The sequence below is a fragment of the Streptomyces sp. NPDC107522 genome, from assembly GCF_055657525.1.
The window spans coordinates 179789-198061 of the sequence record NZ_JBVKAU010000005.1; the positions used below are offsets into that span (position 1 = coordinate 179789).

General features: G+C 70.9%; 13 protein-coding genes. 6 read left to right on the forward strand and 7 right to left on the reverse strand.

Annotation, left to right across the window (positions count from 1 at the left end; all coding sequences use genetic code 11):
- The first annotated feature begins 105 nt into the window (after nucleotides 1-105).
- Together ACZ7L6_RS17955 and ACZ7L6_RS17960 are read left to right on the forward strand one after the other, a co-directional pair.
- Nucleotides 106-1113 carry an aldo/keto reductase gene (locus ACZ7L6_RS17955; RefSeq protein WP_471924868.1) on the forward strand — a complete coding sequence of 336 codons (1008 nt, stop codon included), beginning with the start codon at nucleotides 106-108 and terminating at the stop codon, nucleotides 1111-1113.
- Nucleotides 1114-1142: 29 nt separating this feature from the next.
- Nucleotides 1143-1739, forward strand: coding sequence for a TetR/AcrR family transcriptional regulator (locus ACZ7L6_RS17960; protein WP_471924870.1), 597 nt, complete (start codon nucleotides 1143-1145; stop codon nucleotides 1737-1739).
- A gap of 4 nt (nucleotides 1740-1743) precedes the next feature.
- On the opposite strand, the gene ACZ7L6_RS17965 is transcribed toward ACZ7L6_RS17960, so the two are convergent.
- From ACZ7L6_RS17965 to ACZ7L6_RS17975, 3 genes are all read right to left on the reverse strand, one after another.
- Complete coding sequence (locus ACZ7L6_RS17965; RefSeq protein WP_471924872.1) at nucleotides 1744-2385, reverse strand: GNAT family N-acetyltransferase; 642 nt, start codon at nucleotides 2383-2385, stop codon at nucleotides 1744-1746.
- A complete protein-coding gene (locus ACZ7L6_RS17970; protein WP_398818137.1) occupies nucleotides 2382-2600 on the reverse strand; it encodes a hypothetical protein in 219 nt (72 codons plus the stop codon). The genes ACZ7L6_RS17965 and ACZ7L6_RS17970 overlap by 4 nt, the downstream gene beginning before the upstream one ends.
- A 146-nt stretch (nucleotides 2601-2746) precedes the next feature.
- Nucleotides 2747-4177 (reverse strand): MFS transporter, encoded by a 1431-nt coding sequence (locus ACZ7L6_RS17975; protein ID WP_471924874.1) that lies wholly within the window; start codon nucleotides 4175-4177, stop codon nucleotides 2747-2749.
- 110 nt (nucleotides 4178-4287) lie between these two features.
- On the opposite strand from ACZ7L6_RS17975, the gene ACZ7L6_RS17980 reads away from it, so the two are divergent.
- Complete coding sequence (locus tag ACZ7L6_RS17980) at nucleotides 4288-5166, forward strand: helix-turn-helix transcriptional regulator (protein ID WP_471925671.1); 879 nt, start codon at nucleotides 4288-4290, stop codon at nucleotides 5164-5166.
- 49 nt (nucleotides 5167-5215) lie between these two features.
- Here ACZ7L6_RS17980 and ACZ7L6_RS17985 read toward each other — a convergent pair whose 3' ends face one another.
- On the reverse strand, nucleotides 5216-6661 hold the full coding sequence (locus tag ACZ7L6_RS17985; protein WP_471924876.1) for an MFS transporter: 1446 nt from the start codon (nucleotides 6659-6661) through the stop codon (nucleotides 5216-5218).
- A 95-nt stretch (nucleotides 6662-6756) separates the two neighbouring features.
- On the opposite strand from ACZ7L6_RS17985, the gene dusB reads away from it, so the two are divergent.
- Nucleotides 6757-7899, forward strand: coding sequence for a tRNA dihydrouridine synthase DusB (gene dusB / locus ACZ7L6_RS17990; RefSeq protein WP_471924878.1), 1143 nt, complete (start codon nucleotides 6757-6759; stop codon nucleotides 7897-7899).
- Nucleotides 7900-8332: 433 nt separating this feature from the next.
- Here the strand turns inward: dusB and ACZ7L6_RS17995 are convergent, their stop codons facing one another.
- From ACZ7L6_RS17995 to ACZ7L6_RS18005, 3 genes are all read right to left on the reverse strand, one after another.
- Nucleotides 8333-10084, reverse strand: coding sequence for an alkaline phosphatase family protein (locus tag ACZ7L6_RS17995; RefSeq protein ID WP_471924880.1), 1752 nt, complete (start codon nucleotides 10082-10084; stop codon nucleotides 8333-8335).
- Nucleotides 10085-10260: 176 nt separating this feature from the next.
- A complete protein-coding gene (locus ACZ7L6_RS18000) occupies nucleotides 10261-12198 on the reverse strand; it encodes an amylo-alpha-1,6-glucosidase (protein WP_471924882.1) in 1938 nt (645 codons plus the stop codon).
- A complete protein-coding gene (locus ACZ7L6_RS18005) occupies nucleotides 12195-13637 on the reverse strand; it encodes an MGH1-like glycoside hydrolase domain-containing protein (RefSeq protein ID WP_471924884.1) in 1443 nt (480 codons plus the stop codon). The genes ACZ7L6_RS18000 and ACZ7L6_RS18005 overlap by 4 nt, the downstream gene beginning before the upstream one ends.
- 120 nt (nucleotides 13638-13757) lie before the next feature.
- Between ACZ7L6_RS18005 and ACZ7L6_RS18010 the strand changes: the two genes are divergently transcribed.
- Together ACZ7L6_RS18010 and ppdK are read left to right on the forward strand one after the other, a co-directional pair.
- Nucleotides 13758-14987: an ROK family protein gene (locus tag ACZ7L6_RS18010; protein WP_471924886.1), complete on the forward strand. Its 1230-nt coding sequence runs from the start codon at nucleotides 13758-13760 to the stop codon at nucleotides 14985-14987.
- Nucleotides 14988-15404: 417 nt separating this feature from the next.
- Entirely contained in the window at nucleotides 15405-18125 is a 2721-nt protein-coding gene (gene ppdK, locus ACZ7L6_RS18015; RefSeq protein WP_471924888.1) for a pyruvate, phosphate dikinase, read from the forward strand.
- Nucleotides 18126-18273 lie beyond the last annotated feature (148 nt).

Here is an 18273-nt window from a genome sequence, read left to right on the forward strand (position 1 = left end):
CAATAGGTCTGGACCAATTCGCATCCAAGGGGGCCGGCGCACATGGCTGACGAATGACAGCTGACAGATATTGAAATCTGTCAGCTGTCATGTCATCGTGGAGCCATGACGATGCGAACCCGAACCCTCGGAACCACCGGCCTCCAGGTCTCCGCCCTCGGCCTCGGCTGCATGGGCATGTCCGGGATGTACGGCGATGCGGACCGCCCCGAGTCGATCGCCACCCTGCACGCCGCCCTGGAGGCGGGAATCACCCTCCTCGACACCGGCGACTTCTACGGCATGGGCCACAACGAGCTGCTGATCGGCGAGGCCCTGCGCACCGCCCCGGCCGCCCTCCGTGAGAACGCGCTGGTCAGCGTGAAGTTCGGCGCCCTGCGAGACCCGGACGGCGGCTGGTCCGGCTTCGACGGCCGCCCGGCCGCCGTGAAGAACTTCGCCGCGTACTCCCTCCAGCGCCTCGGCGTCGACCACATCGACGTCTACCGCCCCTCCCGCCTCGACCCGCAGGTGCCGATCGAGGAGACCGTCGGTGCGATCGCCGAACTGGTCGAGAAGGGCTGGGTCCGGCACATCGGCCTGAGCGAGGTCGGCGCCGAGACCATCCGCCGGGCCGCCGCCACCGCCCCGATCGCCGACCTCCAGATCGAGTACGCGCTCATCTCCCGCGGCATCGAGGAGTCGGTCCTGCCGGCCACCCGTGAGCTGGGCATCTCCATCACCGCGTACGGTGTCCTGTCCCGCGGCCTGATCTCCGGCCACTTCACCCGCGAGCGGCAGCTCGCCGCGAACGACTTCCGGGCGGTGTCGCCGCGCTTCCAGGGCGAGAACCTCCAGCACAACCTGAACCTCGTCGAGGCGCTGCGGAAGATCGCCGAGCAGAAGGGCGTCTCGGTCGCCCAGATCGCCATCGCCTGGGTGCTCTCCCGCGGCGAGGACATCGTGCCGCTCGTCGGCGCCCGCACCCGCGAGCGGCTCACCGAGTCGCTGGGCGCGCTGGACGTCACGCTGGACGCGGCCGACCTGGCGGCGATCGAGGAGGCCGTACCGGCGGACGCCGCCGCGGGCGACCGCTACCCGACCGCACTGATGTCCCACCTCGGCAGCAAGTAGTGCCCGGGCTGCCGGGTACGGTCTGACTCATGGCACCGACCTCCGAGACCCTGACCGCCGAGCGCATCCTCGAAGCCACCGAGGAGGTGCTGCGCCGCCACGGCCCGGCCAAGGCCACCGTGGTCGACGTGGCCCGCGCGCTCGGCGTCAGCCACGGCAGCGTCTACCGGCACTTCCGTACGAAGGCGGCGCTGCGGGAGGCGGTGACGAAGAGGTGGCTGGACCGTACGACGGAGGAACTGGCCGGGATCGTGACGTCCGACGGCGACCCCGAGTCCCGGCTGCGTGACTGGCTCGCGGCCCTCTTCGCCGCCAAGCGCCGCAAGGCGGGCGACGATCCGGAGCTCTTCGCCACGTACTCGGTGCTGGCCGCCGAGGCCTTCGAAACGGTCGTCAGCGAGCACATCGCCGAACTCACCGGCCAGCTGACCGAGATCGTGCGGGCCGGTGCCGACTCGGGCGTCTTCCTCGCCGAGGACCCGGCGGCCACCGCCCGCGCCCTCTTCCAGGCCACGGGCCGCTTCCACGACCCGGGCTACGCCAAGGAGTGGGAACAGCCGGGCGCGGAGAGGGACTTCGAGGCGCTCGTGGACCTCTTGGTCCGGGGGCTGCGGGCCCGCGACTGAGCTGTCAGAGGGTGTCGAGCTCCCGCGTCGTACGGCCGAGGTAGGTGACCGGGCCCGGGTCCGGCACCGCGATCTCGTGGAAGCCCAGGCGGTCGTAGAAGGCCCTGGCCGGGGTGTTGGCCGTGACCATGGAGAGGTGCACGGCCGGGACTCCCTTGTCCCGCAGGGCCTGCAACAGGGTGCGCATCAGGGCGCGGCCGTGGCCCCGGCCCTGCCAGTCGGGGAGCAGGTCGATGTGGAGGTGGGCCGGGTAGGCGGCGACTTCCGGGACGAGCATGCGCTCCGGGTGGTGCAGGAGCCGGATCATCTCCTCGTCCGGGGTGGACGGGGTGGACGAGGTGGTCGGAGGGCCGGGCGGCCCGGGGTGGCTTTCGGCGGCCGAGGGCAGCCACTTGGTGCGGAACGCCGCCACGAAGCGGGGGGTGTCCGCGGCGCCGAGGAGGTAGCCGACCGCCCGGCCGTGACCGTCGTCCAGGACGAAGGCGAGGTCCGGTTCCAGGGCGACGTACGGCAGCGCGAAGGTCGTCGGGAAGATGCCGGGGTCTTTGTAGTGCGGCCGGCTGTCGCCGCCCTCGTGTGCCGTGCGGATGCAGATGTCTTCCAGGGACTCCCGGTCCTCGGGGCCGTAGAGACGTATGAACGTCATCGCTCCTGCTGCGCCTCCGTCGGGTCCACCGTCGCCTGGTGGGCCTCCGCCAGATGTTCCTCCGCCTTCAGCCAGGGCAGGAACTGGGCGCCCTTGCGCCAGCCGCAGGTGTCGCATCTGACCGTGCGCTGCGGGCCTTTGCGCTCCACTCGTACGACGTGCTCCCGTCCGTGTTGGTCCCAGCGGCTCACCTTGCTCGTGTTGATCTCCAGCATGACGCCTCCAGCGTCCGAGGACATCGAGTCCGTTGCGCACGGCCCCGAGCGGCCGCGCGCAGCAGTGAGTGTGCAGCAAGACCAACATCAACAGGGACTCTTGACCGGCGCGTTGACCAACCTGTGGCCACACCCTCACATGTTGGTCAGCCGACGGTGCGCGGCAGACGGAGGCTGAGCAGCCCCGTCAGTGCCACACCGGCCAACTGGACCAGGAGCGTGGTCACCAGGGCGTCCCGCATGCCCAGCCCCGGAACCAGGGAGAGGAAGAGGGTGCCGAGGGTCGCCACGCCGAGTGCCAGGGCGGACTGCTGGGTCGTGATCATCACTCCGCTGCCCACGCCCGCCCGCGCCGCCGGGACCTCGGAGAGGACGATCCGGAAGACGACGGGGAGTTGAAGGGCCTGGCCCGCACCGGCGATGGCAGCGCCGGGGAGCAGTTCGACGAGGCCGAGGTCCGGCCAGGAGCGCCAGGCGGCCAGGGCCATCAGGGCCACGCCCACCGCCTGGACCGCCGCACCGGCGGTCACCACCCGGGTGCCGTAGCGGGCCACCAGCCGCGGGCCGGCCAGCGAGACGAAGAAGAACACCACCGCCATGGGCGCGAGCGCCAGCCCCGCCGCGACCGGACCGCGGCCCGCTCCCTGCTGCAACGCCACCGCGATCACGAACATGAAGCCGCTGAAGCCGATCGAGAACGGCACGATCATCACCAGACCGCGGCGGAGGGAGACGAGGGCGAACAGGCTCGGCGGGACCAGCGGCGTACGGCCCTGACGGTCCGCCCTGCGCTCCACCGCGTAGAACGCCGCCGCCACGAACGGGAACGCCGCCAGCGACAGCCACGTCCACAGCGGCCAGCCCGCCGCACGGCCCTCGGTGAGCGGGGCCAGGAGCGTGAGGAGGGAGACGGCGAGCAGGACCGTGCCGGGTCCGTCCACCGGCTCCGGGTGCTGCGAGCGGGTCTCCGGGACGGCGCGGGCGGCCAGGAACAGGCCGACGAGGACGACGGGGACGTTCACCAGGAACACCGAGCGCCAGCCGGTGCCCGCGATGTCGGCGGCGACGAGGATCCCGCCGAGGATCTGGCCCGCCACCATGGACAGGCCGGCCGTCGCGCCGTACAGCCCCATGGCCTTCGCGCGCCGGGGCCCCGACGTGGCCGCCTGGATGGTGGCCAGCACCTGCGGCAGCATCGCCGCCGACGCCGCGCCCTGCGCGACCCGCGCCGCGACCAGCGTCCAGGCGCTGGGCGCGAGCCCGCACGCGAGCGAGGTCAGCCCGAAGGCCGCCATGCCGCCGATGAAGAGCCGGCGCCGGCCGAACAGGTCACCGAGCCGTCCGCCGAGGACGAGCAGGACGGCGTACGCCAACCCGTAGCCGGCGACGACCAGTTCGAGCACGGCCTCGCTCGCCGCGAGGTCGTGGCCGATGGTGGGCAGGGCGACGTTGACGATGAAGAAGTCGATGAGAGGGAGTGCCGCCGCCAGCAGCACCGTGAAGAGCCCCAGGCCGCCGAGCGAGGGTGACGCGGAGGCGGGGGAGCGGACCTGACGTGGAATGGTTGTTTCGGTCACGAGTACCAGGCTGTGCGCGGGCCCAGACTGGTACCAGAGCCTCCTTATCCTGGTACAAGCACTACCTGGAAACAGCTTCCGTACGGCGCCAGGCTGGAGGCGTGACGACCATGACCCAGGAGACGGTGACCCCGCAGGGCACGACCGCGTCGGCGGTCCGGCGGCACGAACTCGCCGCCTTCCTGCGCCACCGCCGCGAACACATCACGCCCGAGCAGGTCGGCCTGCCCCGCGGCCGCCGTCGCCGCACACCGGGCCTGCGCCGCGAGGAGGTCGCCCACCTCTCCGCGGTCGGCGTCACCTGGTACACGTGGCTGGAGCAGGCCCGCGACATCCAGGTCTCCGTCCAGGTCCTGGACGCCCTGGCCCGCACGCTGCTGCTGGATCCCAGCGAGCGTTCCCACCTCTTCCAGCTGGCCGGCGCGGTCGATCCGACCCCGGCGACGACCTGCCCTTCGGTGACCCCGGCCATGCGGGCCGTACTGGAGCAACTGGAGCCGTATCCGGCCTGCCTGCAGAACAGCCGCTACGACATCCTCGCCTACAACCGCACCTACGGGCTGCTGTTGTGCGACCTGGACGCGGTGCCGCCGGAGGACCGCAACTGCATGATCCTTTCGTACACGCACGAGGAGTGGCGCTCGTCGATCGTGCACCTGACGGAGACCCAACGCCTGATGGCGGCCCGCTTCCGCGCCGCGATGGCCGGCCATCTCGGCGAGCCCGCCTGGAAGATGCTCCTCAAACGCCTGCGCACGGAGTCCGCCGAGTTCTGCGAGGCGTGGGACCGCCATGAGGTGGTGGCACACCGCACGAAGAGGAAGGAGTTCCTCAACCCCCACGTCGGCCGCATCGTGGTCGACCACACGGACCTGTGGCTGAGCCCGGAGGTGGGGCCGCGGATGGTGACGTACGTGCCGGCGGACGGGGAATCGAAGGAGAAGCTGGAGAAGCTGCACGAAATAACGCTGGCAAGGGCAGCGCCCTGAGGGGCGCGGGCACTGCGCGACCAGCCCCCACCGGCTGTCAGCCGCCCATCTACGCAACGACGCTCGACGCTTCGCGCACTTCCCCCGACTCCAACCGCTCAGCCGTACGCTCAGCCGTCCCCCGAGCCCACCCCCCACTGGTCACCAACCCCACGACCAGCACCGCAAGTCCACACCCCGCAACGATCCACCACGCCGGCCGAGCGGCACCGACGAACGCGGTCCGGTACGACGCGGCCCCCACCCCCGAAGCCAGCACGGCCCCGACGACGGCGACCCCCAGCGTCTGGCCCAACTGACGGCTGGTCGAGGCGACGGCGGCCGCAACGCCCGCCTGGGCACGCGGCATCCCGGACACCGCCGTGTTGGTGATGGGCGCGTTGACGAACCCGAAGCCGAGCCCGAACAGGACGTATCCGAGGACCAGCGTGGCGTTCGCGGTCTCCGCCTCGAACGCCGCGAACAGCACTCCGCACGCCGTCATCGACACCCCCGCGATCAGCAGCGGAAGCCGAGGCCCCCGGTTGCCGACCACCCGTCCCGCGACCGGTGCGCAGACGAAGCACAGCGCGGCCATCGGCAGCATCCACAGGCCCGCGTGCAGGGCGTTCAGCCCGCGGACGTTCTGCAGATACAGCGTGGACAGGAACAGGAACCCGCCGAGCGCCGCGAACGCGCTGATCGCGATCACCGTGGCCCCGCTGAACGGCGCCGACCGGAAGAAGCGCAGGTCTATGAGGGGTTCGGCGCGGCGGGGCTCGTAGACGAGGAGGGCGGTCAGCGCGGTCAGGGCGATGCCGCCGAGCAGCAGGATCTCGCCGGCCGGTGCGGTGGGCGCCGCGATGATCGCGTACGTCAGTGAGCCGAACAGGGCGATGACCAGCACCTGGCCGACCGGATCGGCGCGGCGTGCCTTCGCGGCGCGGGACTCGGGGACGTGGCGGAGGGTGAGCAGCAGCGCCGCGAGGCCCACCGGGAGGTTGACCCAGAAGATCGACCGCCAGCCGACCGACTCCACCAGCAGGCCGCCGACCAGCGGGCCCGCGGCCATGGAGATGCCGACCACGCCACCCCACACGCCGATCGCCCGAGCCCGCTCCCGCGGGTCCGTGAAGGTGTTGGTGATGATCGACATCGCGACCGGGTTGAGCATCGAACCGCCCACCGCCTGCACCATGCGGAAGGCGATCAGCGCGTCGAGGTTCGGGGCGAGGGAGCACAGGGCCGAGCCGATGGTGAAGACGATCAGGCCCGCCATGAAGACGCGCTTGCGCCCGATGCGGTCCGCCGTGGAACCGGCCAGCATCAGCAACGAGGCGAGGACGAGGGTGTACGCGTCGATCGTCCACTGCAGGCCGGACGTGCTCGCGTGGAGGTCGCGCTGCAGGGCGGGCAGGGCGACGTTGAGCACGGTGTTGTCGAGGCTCACGATCAGCAGACTCATACAGCAGATCGCGAGGACCAGCAGGCGTCGGCGAGGGGTGAGCTCGGGCATGGGCTCCAGGGTACGCCGATTTCAATAGTGCGTCTAACTAATGACTCTCCTGACCGATGACGGCTGCATGCTTCGGCGTACGCGACAATGGGGGAATGCCCACGACCGCCACGCCCCTGCAGATCGGCCCGCACACCGTCCAGCCGCCCGTCGTCCTGGCCCCCATGGCCGGGATCACCAACGCGCCCTTCCGCACGCTGTGCCGGGAGTTCAGTGGGGGCAAGGGGCTGTTCGTCAGCGAGATGATCACGACCCGGGCACTGGTCGAGCGCAACGAGAAGACCATGCAGCTGATCCACTTCGACGCGACCGAGAAGCCGCGCTCGATCCAGCTGTACGGAGTCGACCCGGCCACCGTCGGCAAAGCCGTCCGCATGATCGCGGAGGAGGGGCTGGCCGATCACATCGACCTGAACTTCGGGTGCCCGGTGCCGAAGGTGACCCGGAAGGGCGGCGGGTCCGCGCTGCCGTACAAGCGGAATCTGCTGCGCGCGATCCTGCGGGAAGCTGTCAGTGGGGCCGGTGACCTTCCGGTCACGATGAAGATGCGCAAGGGCATCGACGACGACCACATCACCTACCTCGACGCCGGGCGGATCGCCGTCGAGGAGGGCGTGACCGCGATCGCGCTGCACGGGCGTACGGCTGCCCAGCACTACGGCGGCACGGCGGACTGGGACGCCATCGCGCGGCTCAAGGAGCATGTGCCGGAGATTCCCGTGCTCGGCAACGGGGACATCTGGTCGGCCGAGGATGCCGTGCGGATGGTGCGGGAGACCGGGTGCGACGGGGTCGTGGTCGGGCGGGGGTGCCTGGGGCGGCCGTGGTTGTTCGCGGATCTGGTGGCTGCCTTCGAGGGGCGGGATCAGGACATCGCGAGGCCGCGGTTGCATGAGGTCGCCGACGTCATGGTCCGGCACGCCACGTTGCTCGGCGAGTGGATCGGCGACGAGGCGCGCGGTGTCATCGACTTCCGCAAGCACGTGGCCTGGTACCTGAAGGGGTTCGCGGTCGGTTCGGAGATGCGCAAGCGGCTCGCGATTACGTCCTCCCTTGATGAACTCCGGTCCGGGCTGGACGAGTTGGACCTCGACCAGCCGTGGCCGGCCGGCGCCGACGGGCCGCGCGGCCGTACGTCCGGCAACAACCGCGTGGTGCTGCCGGACGGTTGGCTCAAGGACCCGTACGACTGCGCGGGCGTGAGCGAGGACGCGGAGCTGGACACGTCCGGGGGCTGAGGTGGTGTGTCTCCGGCGGTGGTGGGGGTGCGCGTTGATGCCTGCGGCGCCTGTGCGGGTTCGGTGGGGGTGCGCGTAGCGCCTGCGGGTGGTTTGTGGGTCGGGGCCGTGCCGGGGGGTGTCCGTCCTCGGACCGGCGGCTGGGCTCAGGCCGGGAGGTGCTGCGTGTTGACGCCGGCCACTGCGGGCGGACACCCCCCGACACGTCCCCTTCCCGCCGTGGGCGGCTGCGGGCCCGTGGGGATACGCGCCTCCGCTCCGGGATGCCCTGCCCGTCGTCCGGTGCCCTCTCAACGCCGGTCGGCGTCTTTCAGCCCGTCCGGCGTTTGAGGACGAGGCCCGTTCAGGGCCGGCGGGGGTCCAGGGGGCGGAGCCCCTTCAGGATGGGACGGGTAGGGGCGGCGGGGGCGAGGAACTTTATCGCCCCCGGGCGCTACTTCGACGGGTTTGGAGTCGAGCCGTAGGCCGTCAGGAAGCGGTCCCGGAAGGAGCTCATCTTCCACACGGGGGCCTTGGGGCCGGGTTGGAGGCCGTCCGTCCAGTTCCAGGCGGCGATCTTGTCCAGGACCTTGGGGTCCTTGGCGACGATCGAGATCGGGACGTCCCGGCTGGCCTTCGCTCCGCTCACCCGGGAGATGGGCTGGTGGTCGCCGAGGAAGACGAGGACCGTGTCGTCGGTGCCGTAGCGCTCCAGCCACTGGGTGAGGCTGGTCACCGAGTACGCGATCGACTTGCCGTACTCCTGCTTGGAGCGGGTGGAGTCGGAGATGATGTCCGCGGGGTTCGTGCCTGCCCGCTGGATGGGCTTGAAGAGCGAGCCGTCGCCCAGGTCGTCCCAGTCGACCATCTTCGGGATCGGGGCCCAGGGCTGGTGGCTGGAGGTCAGGATGATCTCCGACATCAGGGGCTTGTCGCGCTCCTTGCCGTGGACCTGGCGCTGGAAGGCTTCGAGCGCGTACTGGTCGGGCATCGTCGACCAGCTGAACTTTGGTCCCTTGTAGCCGAGTTGGAAGGCGTTGTAGACCTTGTCGAGGCCGTAGTACTTCTGTTCCGGCCAGCCCTTCTGCACGCCCGGCATGATGCCGACCGTGTCCCAGTCGCCGGTCTTCTGGAAGGCCTTGGTGAGGCTGAGGTGGTCGCTGGCCATCACGGTGCGGTAGCGCTGCTGGTTGTCGATCCACAGGCCGGAGAGCGTGGTGGAGTGGCCCAGCCAGCTGCTGCCGCCGTACGTCGCCGACGTCAGCCAGCCGCTCTTCGCGTGGAAGCCGGCCTTCGCGAGGGCTGTGGTGCTGGTGTCCAGGGTGCTGGTCACGCCGGGGGCGATCAGCGGGTCTTCCAGTGCGCTGCGGCCGTAGCTCTCGATGAACGTGAAGATCACGTCCTTGCCGCGCAGGTCCGGCACCAGCTGGTCGGGCGGTGTGTCGCCGAAGGTGTCCGCCTTCGCCTCCTTCGCGAACGCCGCCTCGTCGCGGAGGGTGTCCATCGCCCGGCGTGCGTGGACCTTGATGACGCCGGCGGTGTGGTCCGCGGCGATCGGTACGCCCGCGACCTGGAGACCGAACGCCGTGCACGTGATCCATACGGTGCCGGCGATCAGGGCGCCCCTGGACGCGTCCGCCTTGTGGCGGGCCAGGAGGTCGGCGATGCGTACGGTGGCCAGGGCGACGGCCGCTATGAGGGCTACGGCCAGGAGGACGACGCCGATCGTGAGGAGGACGGTGGTCGTGCCGCCGAGGGAGTCCTTCATGTACGACTGGGCGTCGTCCAGGAGTTCCCAGTCCAGGACGATGTTGAAGTGCCGGCCCAGGTATTCGTTGTAGCCGATGTCGAGGATGTTCAGGGCGGTGAGGGCGCCCAGGGCGGCGCCGGAGATCGCTGCGGTGATCAGGCGGGGGCGGCGGGGAAGGGTGAGGAGTACGGCTGCTCCGATGATGGCCTCCGCGGGGAGGCGCATGAACTCCGTGGGTTTGAGGTTGCCGAGGGTGTTCGGCATCTGCAGGCAGATGTGGATGAGGGCGGCGGCGAGGGCGGTGACGGTCCAGCGGAGGTATTTCCTGACCGGCGACCCCTGTGGGGCTTCCTCACCATCGCCGGCTGTCAGTGAGTCGTCGGTACGTTCGGGGACCTCGACAGTCAAGTCATCGTTCTTGTCCGGCAGTTGACGTAGGCGCGTGAAGACAGGCACCCGAAGGTCCTTCCGTGCGAGGCCCCTGGTGAAGGTGGTGCGGCGGGCCTCGCTGGGGAGGCTGGGGGCCCGCCGTCATCCCGTACGGTCGGGCCCCAGCCCGTGTTCAGCCCCGGTGGCCCAGCGCTCGGCAAACGCCGGGCAAACACCAGGCCAACGGCCTCGCGGCAGCCCTTCTACGCCCCTCCCACCGCCGTCAGCAGCGCCAGCGGGGCCGCTGCCGAGCGGGATTCGCGGACGCAGGCGTGCGGGTAGGGCACCGGTTCCGCGTGGGTGTCGCGGCCGTAGCCCGCGAGGACCTCCGGGAGCCGGTGGCCGGTGGTCGTCGCCGCGTCGACCAGGGCGTGGGCGACCGTGCGGGCCTCGTCGTGGAGGCCGTAGCGGGCCAGGCCCAGGGCGATGAGGGCGTTGTCGTGCGGCCAGACCGAGCCCCGGTGGTAGGAGAGGGGGTGGTAGGCCGGCTGGCCGGACGCCAGGGTGCGGACTCCCCAGCCCGAGAAGAAGTCCGGCTCCAGGAGGCGGCGGCCCACCAGCTCGCCGTACTCCTTGTCCAGCAGGCCGGACCAGAGCAGATGCCCCGCGTCCGAGGCGAGCGCGTCCACCTGCCGGCCCCCGCCGTCCAGCGCCAGCGCGGGGAAGGAGTGATCCGGCATCCAGAAGTCCCGTTGGAAACGGTCGCGGAGGTCGGCCGCCGCCTGTTCCAGAAGGGCCGCGTAGGTCTCGTCCTGCCACACCGTGCGGGACAGCCATGCCGTGCGGCGCAGGGCGTCGTACGCATAGCCCTGGGCGCCCGCCGCCATCACCGGGCCGCCGGGGCGGGTGCCGTCGGCGGAGCAGATGGCACCGGGGGAGTCCTTCCAGTTCTGGTTGGCGAGGCCGCCCTGGTCGGCCCGGTAGACCAGGTAGCCGCGGGAGGTCAGCCCGCCGTGGTCCAGCATCCAGGCGATCGCCGCGCGGGCGTTGGGCTCCAGGCGGCCGGCCAGGGCCGTGTCGGCCGTCTGTTCCACGTACGCGCCCAGCAGGATCAGGAACAGCGGCGTCGCGTCCACCGAGCCGTAGTAACGGCCGTACGGCACCTGCCCGAAGTGCGCCAGCTCACCGTGGCGTACCTCGTGCACGATCTTGCCCGGCTGGGACACGGCGTCGATGCCGGTCTCCGTCGCCTGGGTCGCCGCGAGTGCCGGGAGAGTGGCGGCGGCCAGCTGCGGGCGGTAGGGGAGGGCGAAGAGCGAGGTCAGGAGGGCGTCGCGGCCCAGCAGGGTCAGGAACCAGGGGGCTCCTGCGGCCGGGACGCGCAGCTCCTCCCCGTCCGGGCCCGTCGCCGGGACCTGGAGCGAGGCCAGGTCGGCCAGGCCACGGGCGCAGGCGGCGGCCAGCTCCGGCCAGCCCGTCGGGAAGGCCACGCCCTCCACGAACTCGCCCTCCAGCGCCAGGAGTTGGCCGGTGAGCGCGGCGGGGGAGCGCGGTACGCGCAGGGCCCGTTTGTCGCCGTGCGGGCGGGCCATCACCCGGAGGGTCAGTTCCGCTGTGCCGTGCGGTTCCAGGTCCAGGGCCCAGACCAGGCGGCGGGCGCCGGTGCCGGTCTCCTCGACGCCGTCGGGGGCCGGGTCGGCCGTCACCGTTGTGATCGAGCGCCATTCGCCGCGCTGGTAGGCGAACTCCACGCCGTGGTCCAGGACTTGGCGGGAGCGGGTGGCGCCCGTCTTGGCGTAGGTGCGGTGGTCGGAGCGGAGCTCGAACTGGTCGGTGAAGTCGGCGTCGGCGGTGATGGCGAGGTGGACCGTCGTCGGGACCGGGCGGTTGCTGGTCACGCGGAGCGATTCGACGAACGAGGCGTCTCCGACCGCCTGTTCGCGGAAGAGGGTGTAGGCCGGGGGTTCGTTGCGGCCGCCGCGCGGGACCAGGACACAGCGGGCCGTGTCCCCGTCGGCGACCGGCGAGAGGGCCTCGGGCACGGCCCCGTCCACCGTGAGCTGCCAGCGGCTCAGGTGCCGGGCGTCGCGTACGAATAACCCGTCCGGGGAGCCGACGCCCCGCACCCCGCTGATGTCCCCGCCGTCACCCACGGCGGCGAACGTGCCCCCGTACACGAGCAGATGATGCCGGTCCGTCATCCCCGGTTACCTCCCTTGACTTCCGAGACTGCAGTGACAGTGACTTCCGGGACCGCAGTGCCTGTGGGGCCGCTGTGCAGCAGGTCGAGCGTGAGCGCGGCGGTCCAGCCGAAGCCGGTCGCTCCGCAGGCCTCGCCGGTGTACGGGTCGACGTACTCGGCGAAGTCGGAGGCGTCGGCCAGGTCCAGTGCCGCCGCGCGCAGGGCGTCGGCACGCTGCCGCTCGCCGTGGGTGCGCAGGCCGCGCTCCAGCAGCCAGTTGGTGTTGAACCAGGCCGGGCCCCGCCAGTAGCGGTGTGGGTCGAAGGCCTCGCCGAGGAGGTCGTACGACGGGGCGAGGCGGGTGGTGTCGCCGAGGCCGAAGTGCGGGCCGCGGGCCGTGCGGACCAGGGCGGCGGTGATGTCGCGCGGGAGGGTGGGCAGGAGGAGGGGGATCAGGCCGGAGACGCTGCGTTCCGGGATCAGCTCCCCGGCCGGTCCGCCGCCGCGTACGTCGCGGCAGAAGAACATCCCCTCCGCCGGGTCCCACATGCGGTCGATCAGTGCCGCCGTAAGCCGTTCGGCGCGTGCGTGCCGGGCCGTGCCCGTCGCGCCCAGCTCCCGTGCGATCCGGGCCAGCGCGTGCTCGGAGGCGATGAGCAGGGCGTTGAACGCGGGGTCCTCCACGGCGAAGTCCCCGCCACCGTCGGCGTATCCCTGGTCCCGGTAGTCCGTCGCCAGCCGCACATACCGCCCGTAGTCCAGATCCGTCGGCCGGTCCTCGGCCGCCCCGTGGTCGAGGTCGGCGCGGCGGAAGGAGCGGGCCGGGGCGGGCGTGACCCTGCTCAACGGCGCGTCCCAGCAGGGGCTGTTGTCCATACCCTGTTCCCAGGGGTGCACGACGGACGCCAGGCCGCCCCCGCCCAGGTCCCGCCGGTGCAGCAGATAGCGGTGCCAGGCCGCCAGGCGGGGATACACCCGGGTGAGGAACCCGCGCGCCCGGGACAGTCCCGGGTCGGCGCAGTGCACCAGCCACGCGGCCAGCGCATGCACCGGTGGCTGCACGATGCCCGAGGTCTGTACGGTGCGCGGGGCGCCCGCAGCGCGCCCCGCGGTCGAGGAGCGCCAGAAGTCGGGGCTCGGGAAGTAGGCGTCGAGCGGTACGGAGGGGTTGAAGACGATGTGCGGGATCCGCCCGTCACCCCACTGGGCGTCGAGCAGCGTCTCCAGCTCCGTCTGCGCCCGTAACGGCGACAGGTGCCTGAGGCCGATCGCGATGAACGCCGAGTCCCAGGACCACTGGTGCGGATACAGGCCGCGCGAGGGCACCGTCGAGGTGCCGGTCCAGTTGGTCTCCAGCACCCGGGCGGCCCTGACGTGCAGCGAACCGGCCGCGGGCGGCGGATCGTATGCAATGTCACGCTCGGCGCGACGGGCTGTGAGCTGGGCAGTGCGATCCACTCGGAGCTCCCCGAAAGACGTCCGGCCGACCGGTTCGGTCATGGCTACCGTAGGGTTACGTCTATTTAACACGCAAAACCCAATATGTAATGCAGGGTTGAGAAACACAAGGGGGTGCGCATGACCGGTCAGCCGGGTCGGACGGGCAGGACGACGAAGAGCGGTAGTCAGGCGGGCGTCGGCGATCTGCTCGCACTCGTCCGCAGCGGGCGCGCCACCACGCGCGGCGCCCTCCAGCAGGCAACCGGCCTCTCCCGCGCCACCGTCGGCCAGCGCCTCGACCGCCTCTTCCGCGCGGGCTGGCTGCGCGAGGGCGCCGGCGGGCCCGTGGACTCCCCGCTGGGCGGACGCCCCTCCATCACCCTGGAGTTCGACGGCGAGCACGCGGTCGTCCTGGCCGCCGACCTGGACACCCGGCACGCACGCGCTGCCGTCCTGTCGCTGACCGGCGAGATATTCGCCGAGCACAGCGGCACGCTGGTCGTCGAGGACGGGCCGGACGCGGTGCTGGGCGAGCTGGGGCGCTGGTTCGCGGAGCTGCTGGAGAAGGCCGGCCGCCGGGCCGACGAGGTGTGCGGCATCGGGCTCGCGGCGCCGGGGCCGGTGGACAGTGAGACCGGCCGGGTCGTCCAGCCGCCGATCATGCCGGGCTGGGACGGCTACGACATAACAGGCCGGCTGGCGCGGGCCTTCACGGAGCACACGGGGGCCGGGGCCGTGCCGGTCCTCGTCGACAACGACGCCAACCTCATGGCATACGGCGAACAGCGCACCGGTTACCCCGACTGCTCGGCGTTCGTGCTGGTCAAGGTGTCGACGGGTATCGGTGCGGGGGTCGTCGTGGACGGCTCGGTGTACCGGGGCATCGACGGGGGCGCGGGCGACATCGGGCACATCCGGGTGGGCGCCGACGCGCTGTGCCGCTGTGGGGCGTACGGCTGCCTGGCCGCCGTCGCCAGTGGCGGTGCCGTGGCCCGGCGGCTGGCCGAGGACGGGGTGCCGGCGGCCTCCGGCTCGGATGTGCGGGACCTGCTGGCGTCCGGGCACCCGGGGGCGGCGGCGCTCGCGCGGGAGGCCGGGCGGCAGGTCGGGGACGTGCTGGCGACGGTCGTGACGCTGCTCAACCCCGGGGTGCTGATGATCGCCGGGGATCTGGCCGGAACCGCCTTCCTCACCGGGGTGCGGGAGCTGCTCTACCAGCGGGCGCTGCCCCGCTCCACCGCTCATCTGGACGTCGTGACCTCGCGGCTGGGGGAGCGGGCCGGGCTGGTGGGGGCCGGGGCGCTGGTCGTGGAGCATCTGTACGCGCCGGAGCGGGTGGAGGAACGGCTGCTGGCGATGGGCGTGTGACGTCCGGGTTTCTGTCTTGAGACGCGTCCGCATGACGTCCGCATGGTGAAATCCGGCTCGCTGTGGCAGCGTGATTCTCGCCACCCTTGATAAGGGTTGCGCTCAGATGAGCGGATCTTGAGCGGCTGCACTTCTCCAAGGGGTGGCACTCGGTGCCACCCCTTGATCGTTCATCGATCGAAATCAGACGTGCAGGATGGCCGCTCATCTGAGCGGAAAGCGGCGCCTGTGGGCGCCCTTGTGTTCAAGAAGTGAAAACATCCGCCTGTCTCTGCTTGCCAAGCTTTGACTTTCGATCCGCTGGCGGACGAGTGGTTACGGGCGCATGACGCGTGAGTGGACGTACCCAGGCGCCTTCGATCTGGGTATGTTCCTCGCCGTCAGGGCAGCCACCGCGTCCTCGAGGGAGTCGAGACCGTGTCGGAAAACAAAGAACCCCACGTAGCGAAGTTCGTTTACGACTTCACCGAGGGAAACAAGGACCTCAAGGACCTCCTGGGTGGCAAGGGCGCGAACCTCGCCGAGATGACCAACCTGGGACTCCCTGTTCCCCCGGGCTTCACGATCACGACGGAAGCCTGCAAGGTCTACCTCGACAGTGGCGAGGAGCCGGCGGCACTGCGTGACGAGGTGAGTGCGCACCTCGACGCCCTCGAGACGAAGATGGGCAAGAAGCTCGGCCAGCCCGACAACCCCCTGCTCGTCTCGGTCCGTTCCGGCGCGAAGTTCTCCATGCCCGGCATGATGGACACGGTCCTCAACATCGGACTCTCCGACAAGTCCGTGAAGGGCCTCGCCGACCAGGCCGGCGACGAGCGGTTCGCCTGGGACTCCTACCGGCGCCTCATCCAGATGTTCGGCAAGACCGTCCTCGGCGTCGACGGCGACCTCTTCGAGGAGGCCCTCGAAAAGGCCAAGGAGGCCAAGAAGGTCACGGTCGACACCGACCTGGAGGCCGCCGACCTGAAGAAGCTGGTCACCGCCTTCAAGAAGATCGTCAAGAAGGAGGCCGGCCGGGACTTCCCGCAGGACCCGCGCGAGCAGATGGACCTCGCCATCAAGGCGGTCTTCGACTCGTGGAACGGCGACCGCGCGAAGCTCTACCGACGCCAGGAGCGCATCCCGCACGACCTGGGCACGGCCGTCAACGTCTGTTCGATGGTCTTCGGCAACCTGGGCCCGGACTCGGGTACGGGCGTGGCGTTCACGCGTGACCCCGCCTCCGGCCACCAGGGCGTCTACGGCGACTACCTCCAGAACGCCCAGGGCGAGGACGTGGTGGCGGGCATCCGCAACACCGTCCCGCTCGCGGAGCTGGAGACGATCGACAAGAAGTCGTACGACCAGCTGATGCAGATCATGCGGACGCTCGAGACCCACTACAAGGACCTCTGCGACATCGAGTTCACGATCGAGCGCGGTCAGCTGTGGATGCTCCAGACCCGCGTCGGCAAGCGCACGGCGGGCGCGGCCTTCCGTATCGCCACGCAGCTCGTCGACCAGGGCCTGATCGACGAGGCGGAGGCGCTCCAGCGCGTCAACGGCGCCCAGCTCGCCCAGCTGATGTTCCCGAAGTTCGACGACGAGGCGAAGGTCGAGCAGGTCGGCCGGGGCATCGCGGCGTCGCCGGGTGCGGCGGTCGGCAAGGCGGTCTTCGACTCGTACACCGCGGTGAAGTGGTCGCGTTCGGGCGAGAAGGTCATCCTGGTCCGCCGGGAGACCAACCCCGACGACCTCGACGGCATGATCGCGGCCGAGGGCATCCTGACCAGCCGGGGCGGCAAGACGTCCCACGCGGCCGTCGTCGCGCGCGGCATGGGCAAGACGTGCGTGTGCGGCGCGGAGGAGCTCGAGGTCGACACCAAGCGGCGCCGTATGACCGTCCCCGGCGGGCACGTGGTGGAGGAGGGCGACGTCATCTCGATCGACGGGTCGTCCGGCAAGGTCTACCTGGGCGAGGTCCCGGTGGTCCCCTCCCCCGTCGTGGAGTACTTCGAGGGCCGGATGCACGCGGGTGCCAACGACGCCGACGAGCTGGTCGAGGCCGTGCACCGGATCATGGCCTTCGCCGACCGCAAGCGCCGGCTTCGGGTCCGGGCCAACGCGGACAACGCCGAGGACGCGATGCGCGCCCGTCGCTTCGGCGCGCAGGGCATCGGTCTGTGCCGTACGGAGCACATGTTCCTGGGCGAGCGCCGCGAGATGGTCGAGAAGCTGATCCTCGCGGACACCCAGGAGGAGCGCGAGGCCGCGCTGGCGGAGCTGCTGCCGCTGCAGAAGAAGGACTTCGTCGAGCTGTTCTCCGCGATGGACGGGCTGCCGGTGACGATCCGTCTCCTCGACCCGCCGCTGCACGAGTTCCTGCCGGACATCACCGAGCTGTCGGTCCGTGTGGCCCTCGCGGAGTCCCGCCAGGAGTCCCACGAGAACGACCTGCGCCTGCTCCAGGCGGTCCACCGCCTGCACGAGCAGAACCCGATGCTGGGTCTGCGCGGCGTACGCCTCGGTCTCGTCATCCCGGGCCTGTTCACCATGCAGGTCCGCGCCATCGCCGAGGCCGCGGCCGAGCGCAAGAACGCCAAGGGCGACCCGCGCGCCGAGATCATGATCCCGCTCGTCGGCACCGTCCAGGAGCTGGAGATCGTCCGCGAGGAGGCCGACGCGGTGATCGCGGAGGTCGAGGCCGCGACCGGTACGTCGCTCAAGCTGTCGATCGGCACGATGATCGAGCTGCCGCGCGCCGCGCTGACCGCCGGTCAGATCGCGGAGGCGGCGGAGTTCTTCTCCTTCGGCACGAACGACCTCACCCAGACGGTGTGGGGCTTCAGCCGGGACGACGTGGAGGCGAGCTTCTTCACGGCCTACCTGGAGAAGGGCATCTTCGGCGTCAGCCCGTTCGAGACGATCGACAAGGACGGCGTGGGCTCGCTGGTCGCGGCCGCGGCGAAGGCGGGCCGTGAGACCCGCCCCGACCTCAAGCTCGGCGTCTGCGGCGAGCACGGCGGCGACCCCGAGTCGGTGCACTTCTTCCACGAGGTCGGCCTCGACTACGTCTCCTGCTCGCCGTTCCGGATCCCGGTGGCGCGCCTCGAGGCGGGGCGTGCGGCGACGCAGTCGGAGGGCAGCGACCACCGGTAGTCCCAACGCCGGTCAGCGGTAGGCCCTACGGCCACTGAACTCCGGAGCTGTCGCCCGTCCCCGACCCTCAAGACCGATGGGCGGCGGCTCCGGTGCACTAAGGAGGGCGGCACCCTGTGCGGGGGTGCCGCCCTCTACTGCATCAGCT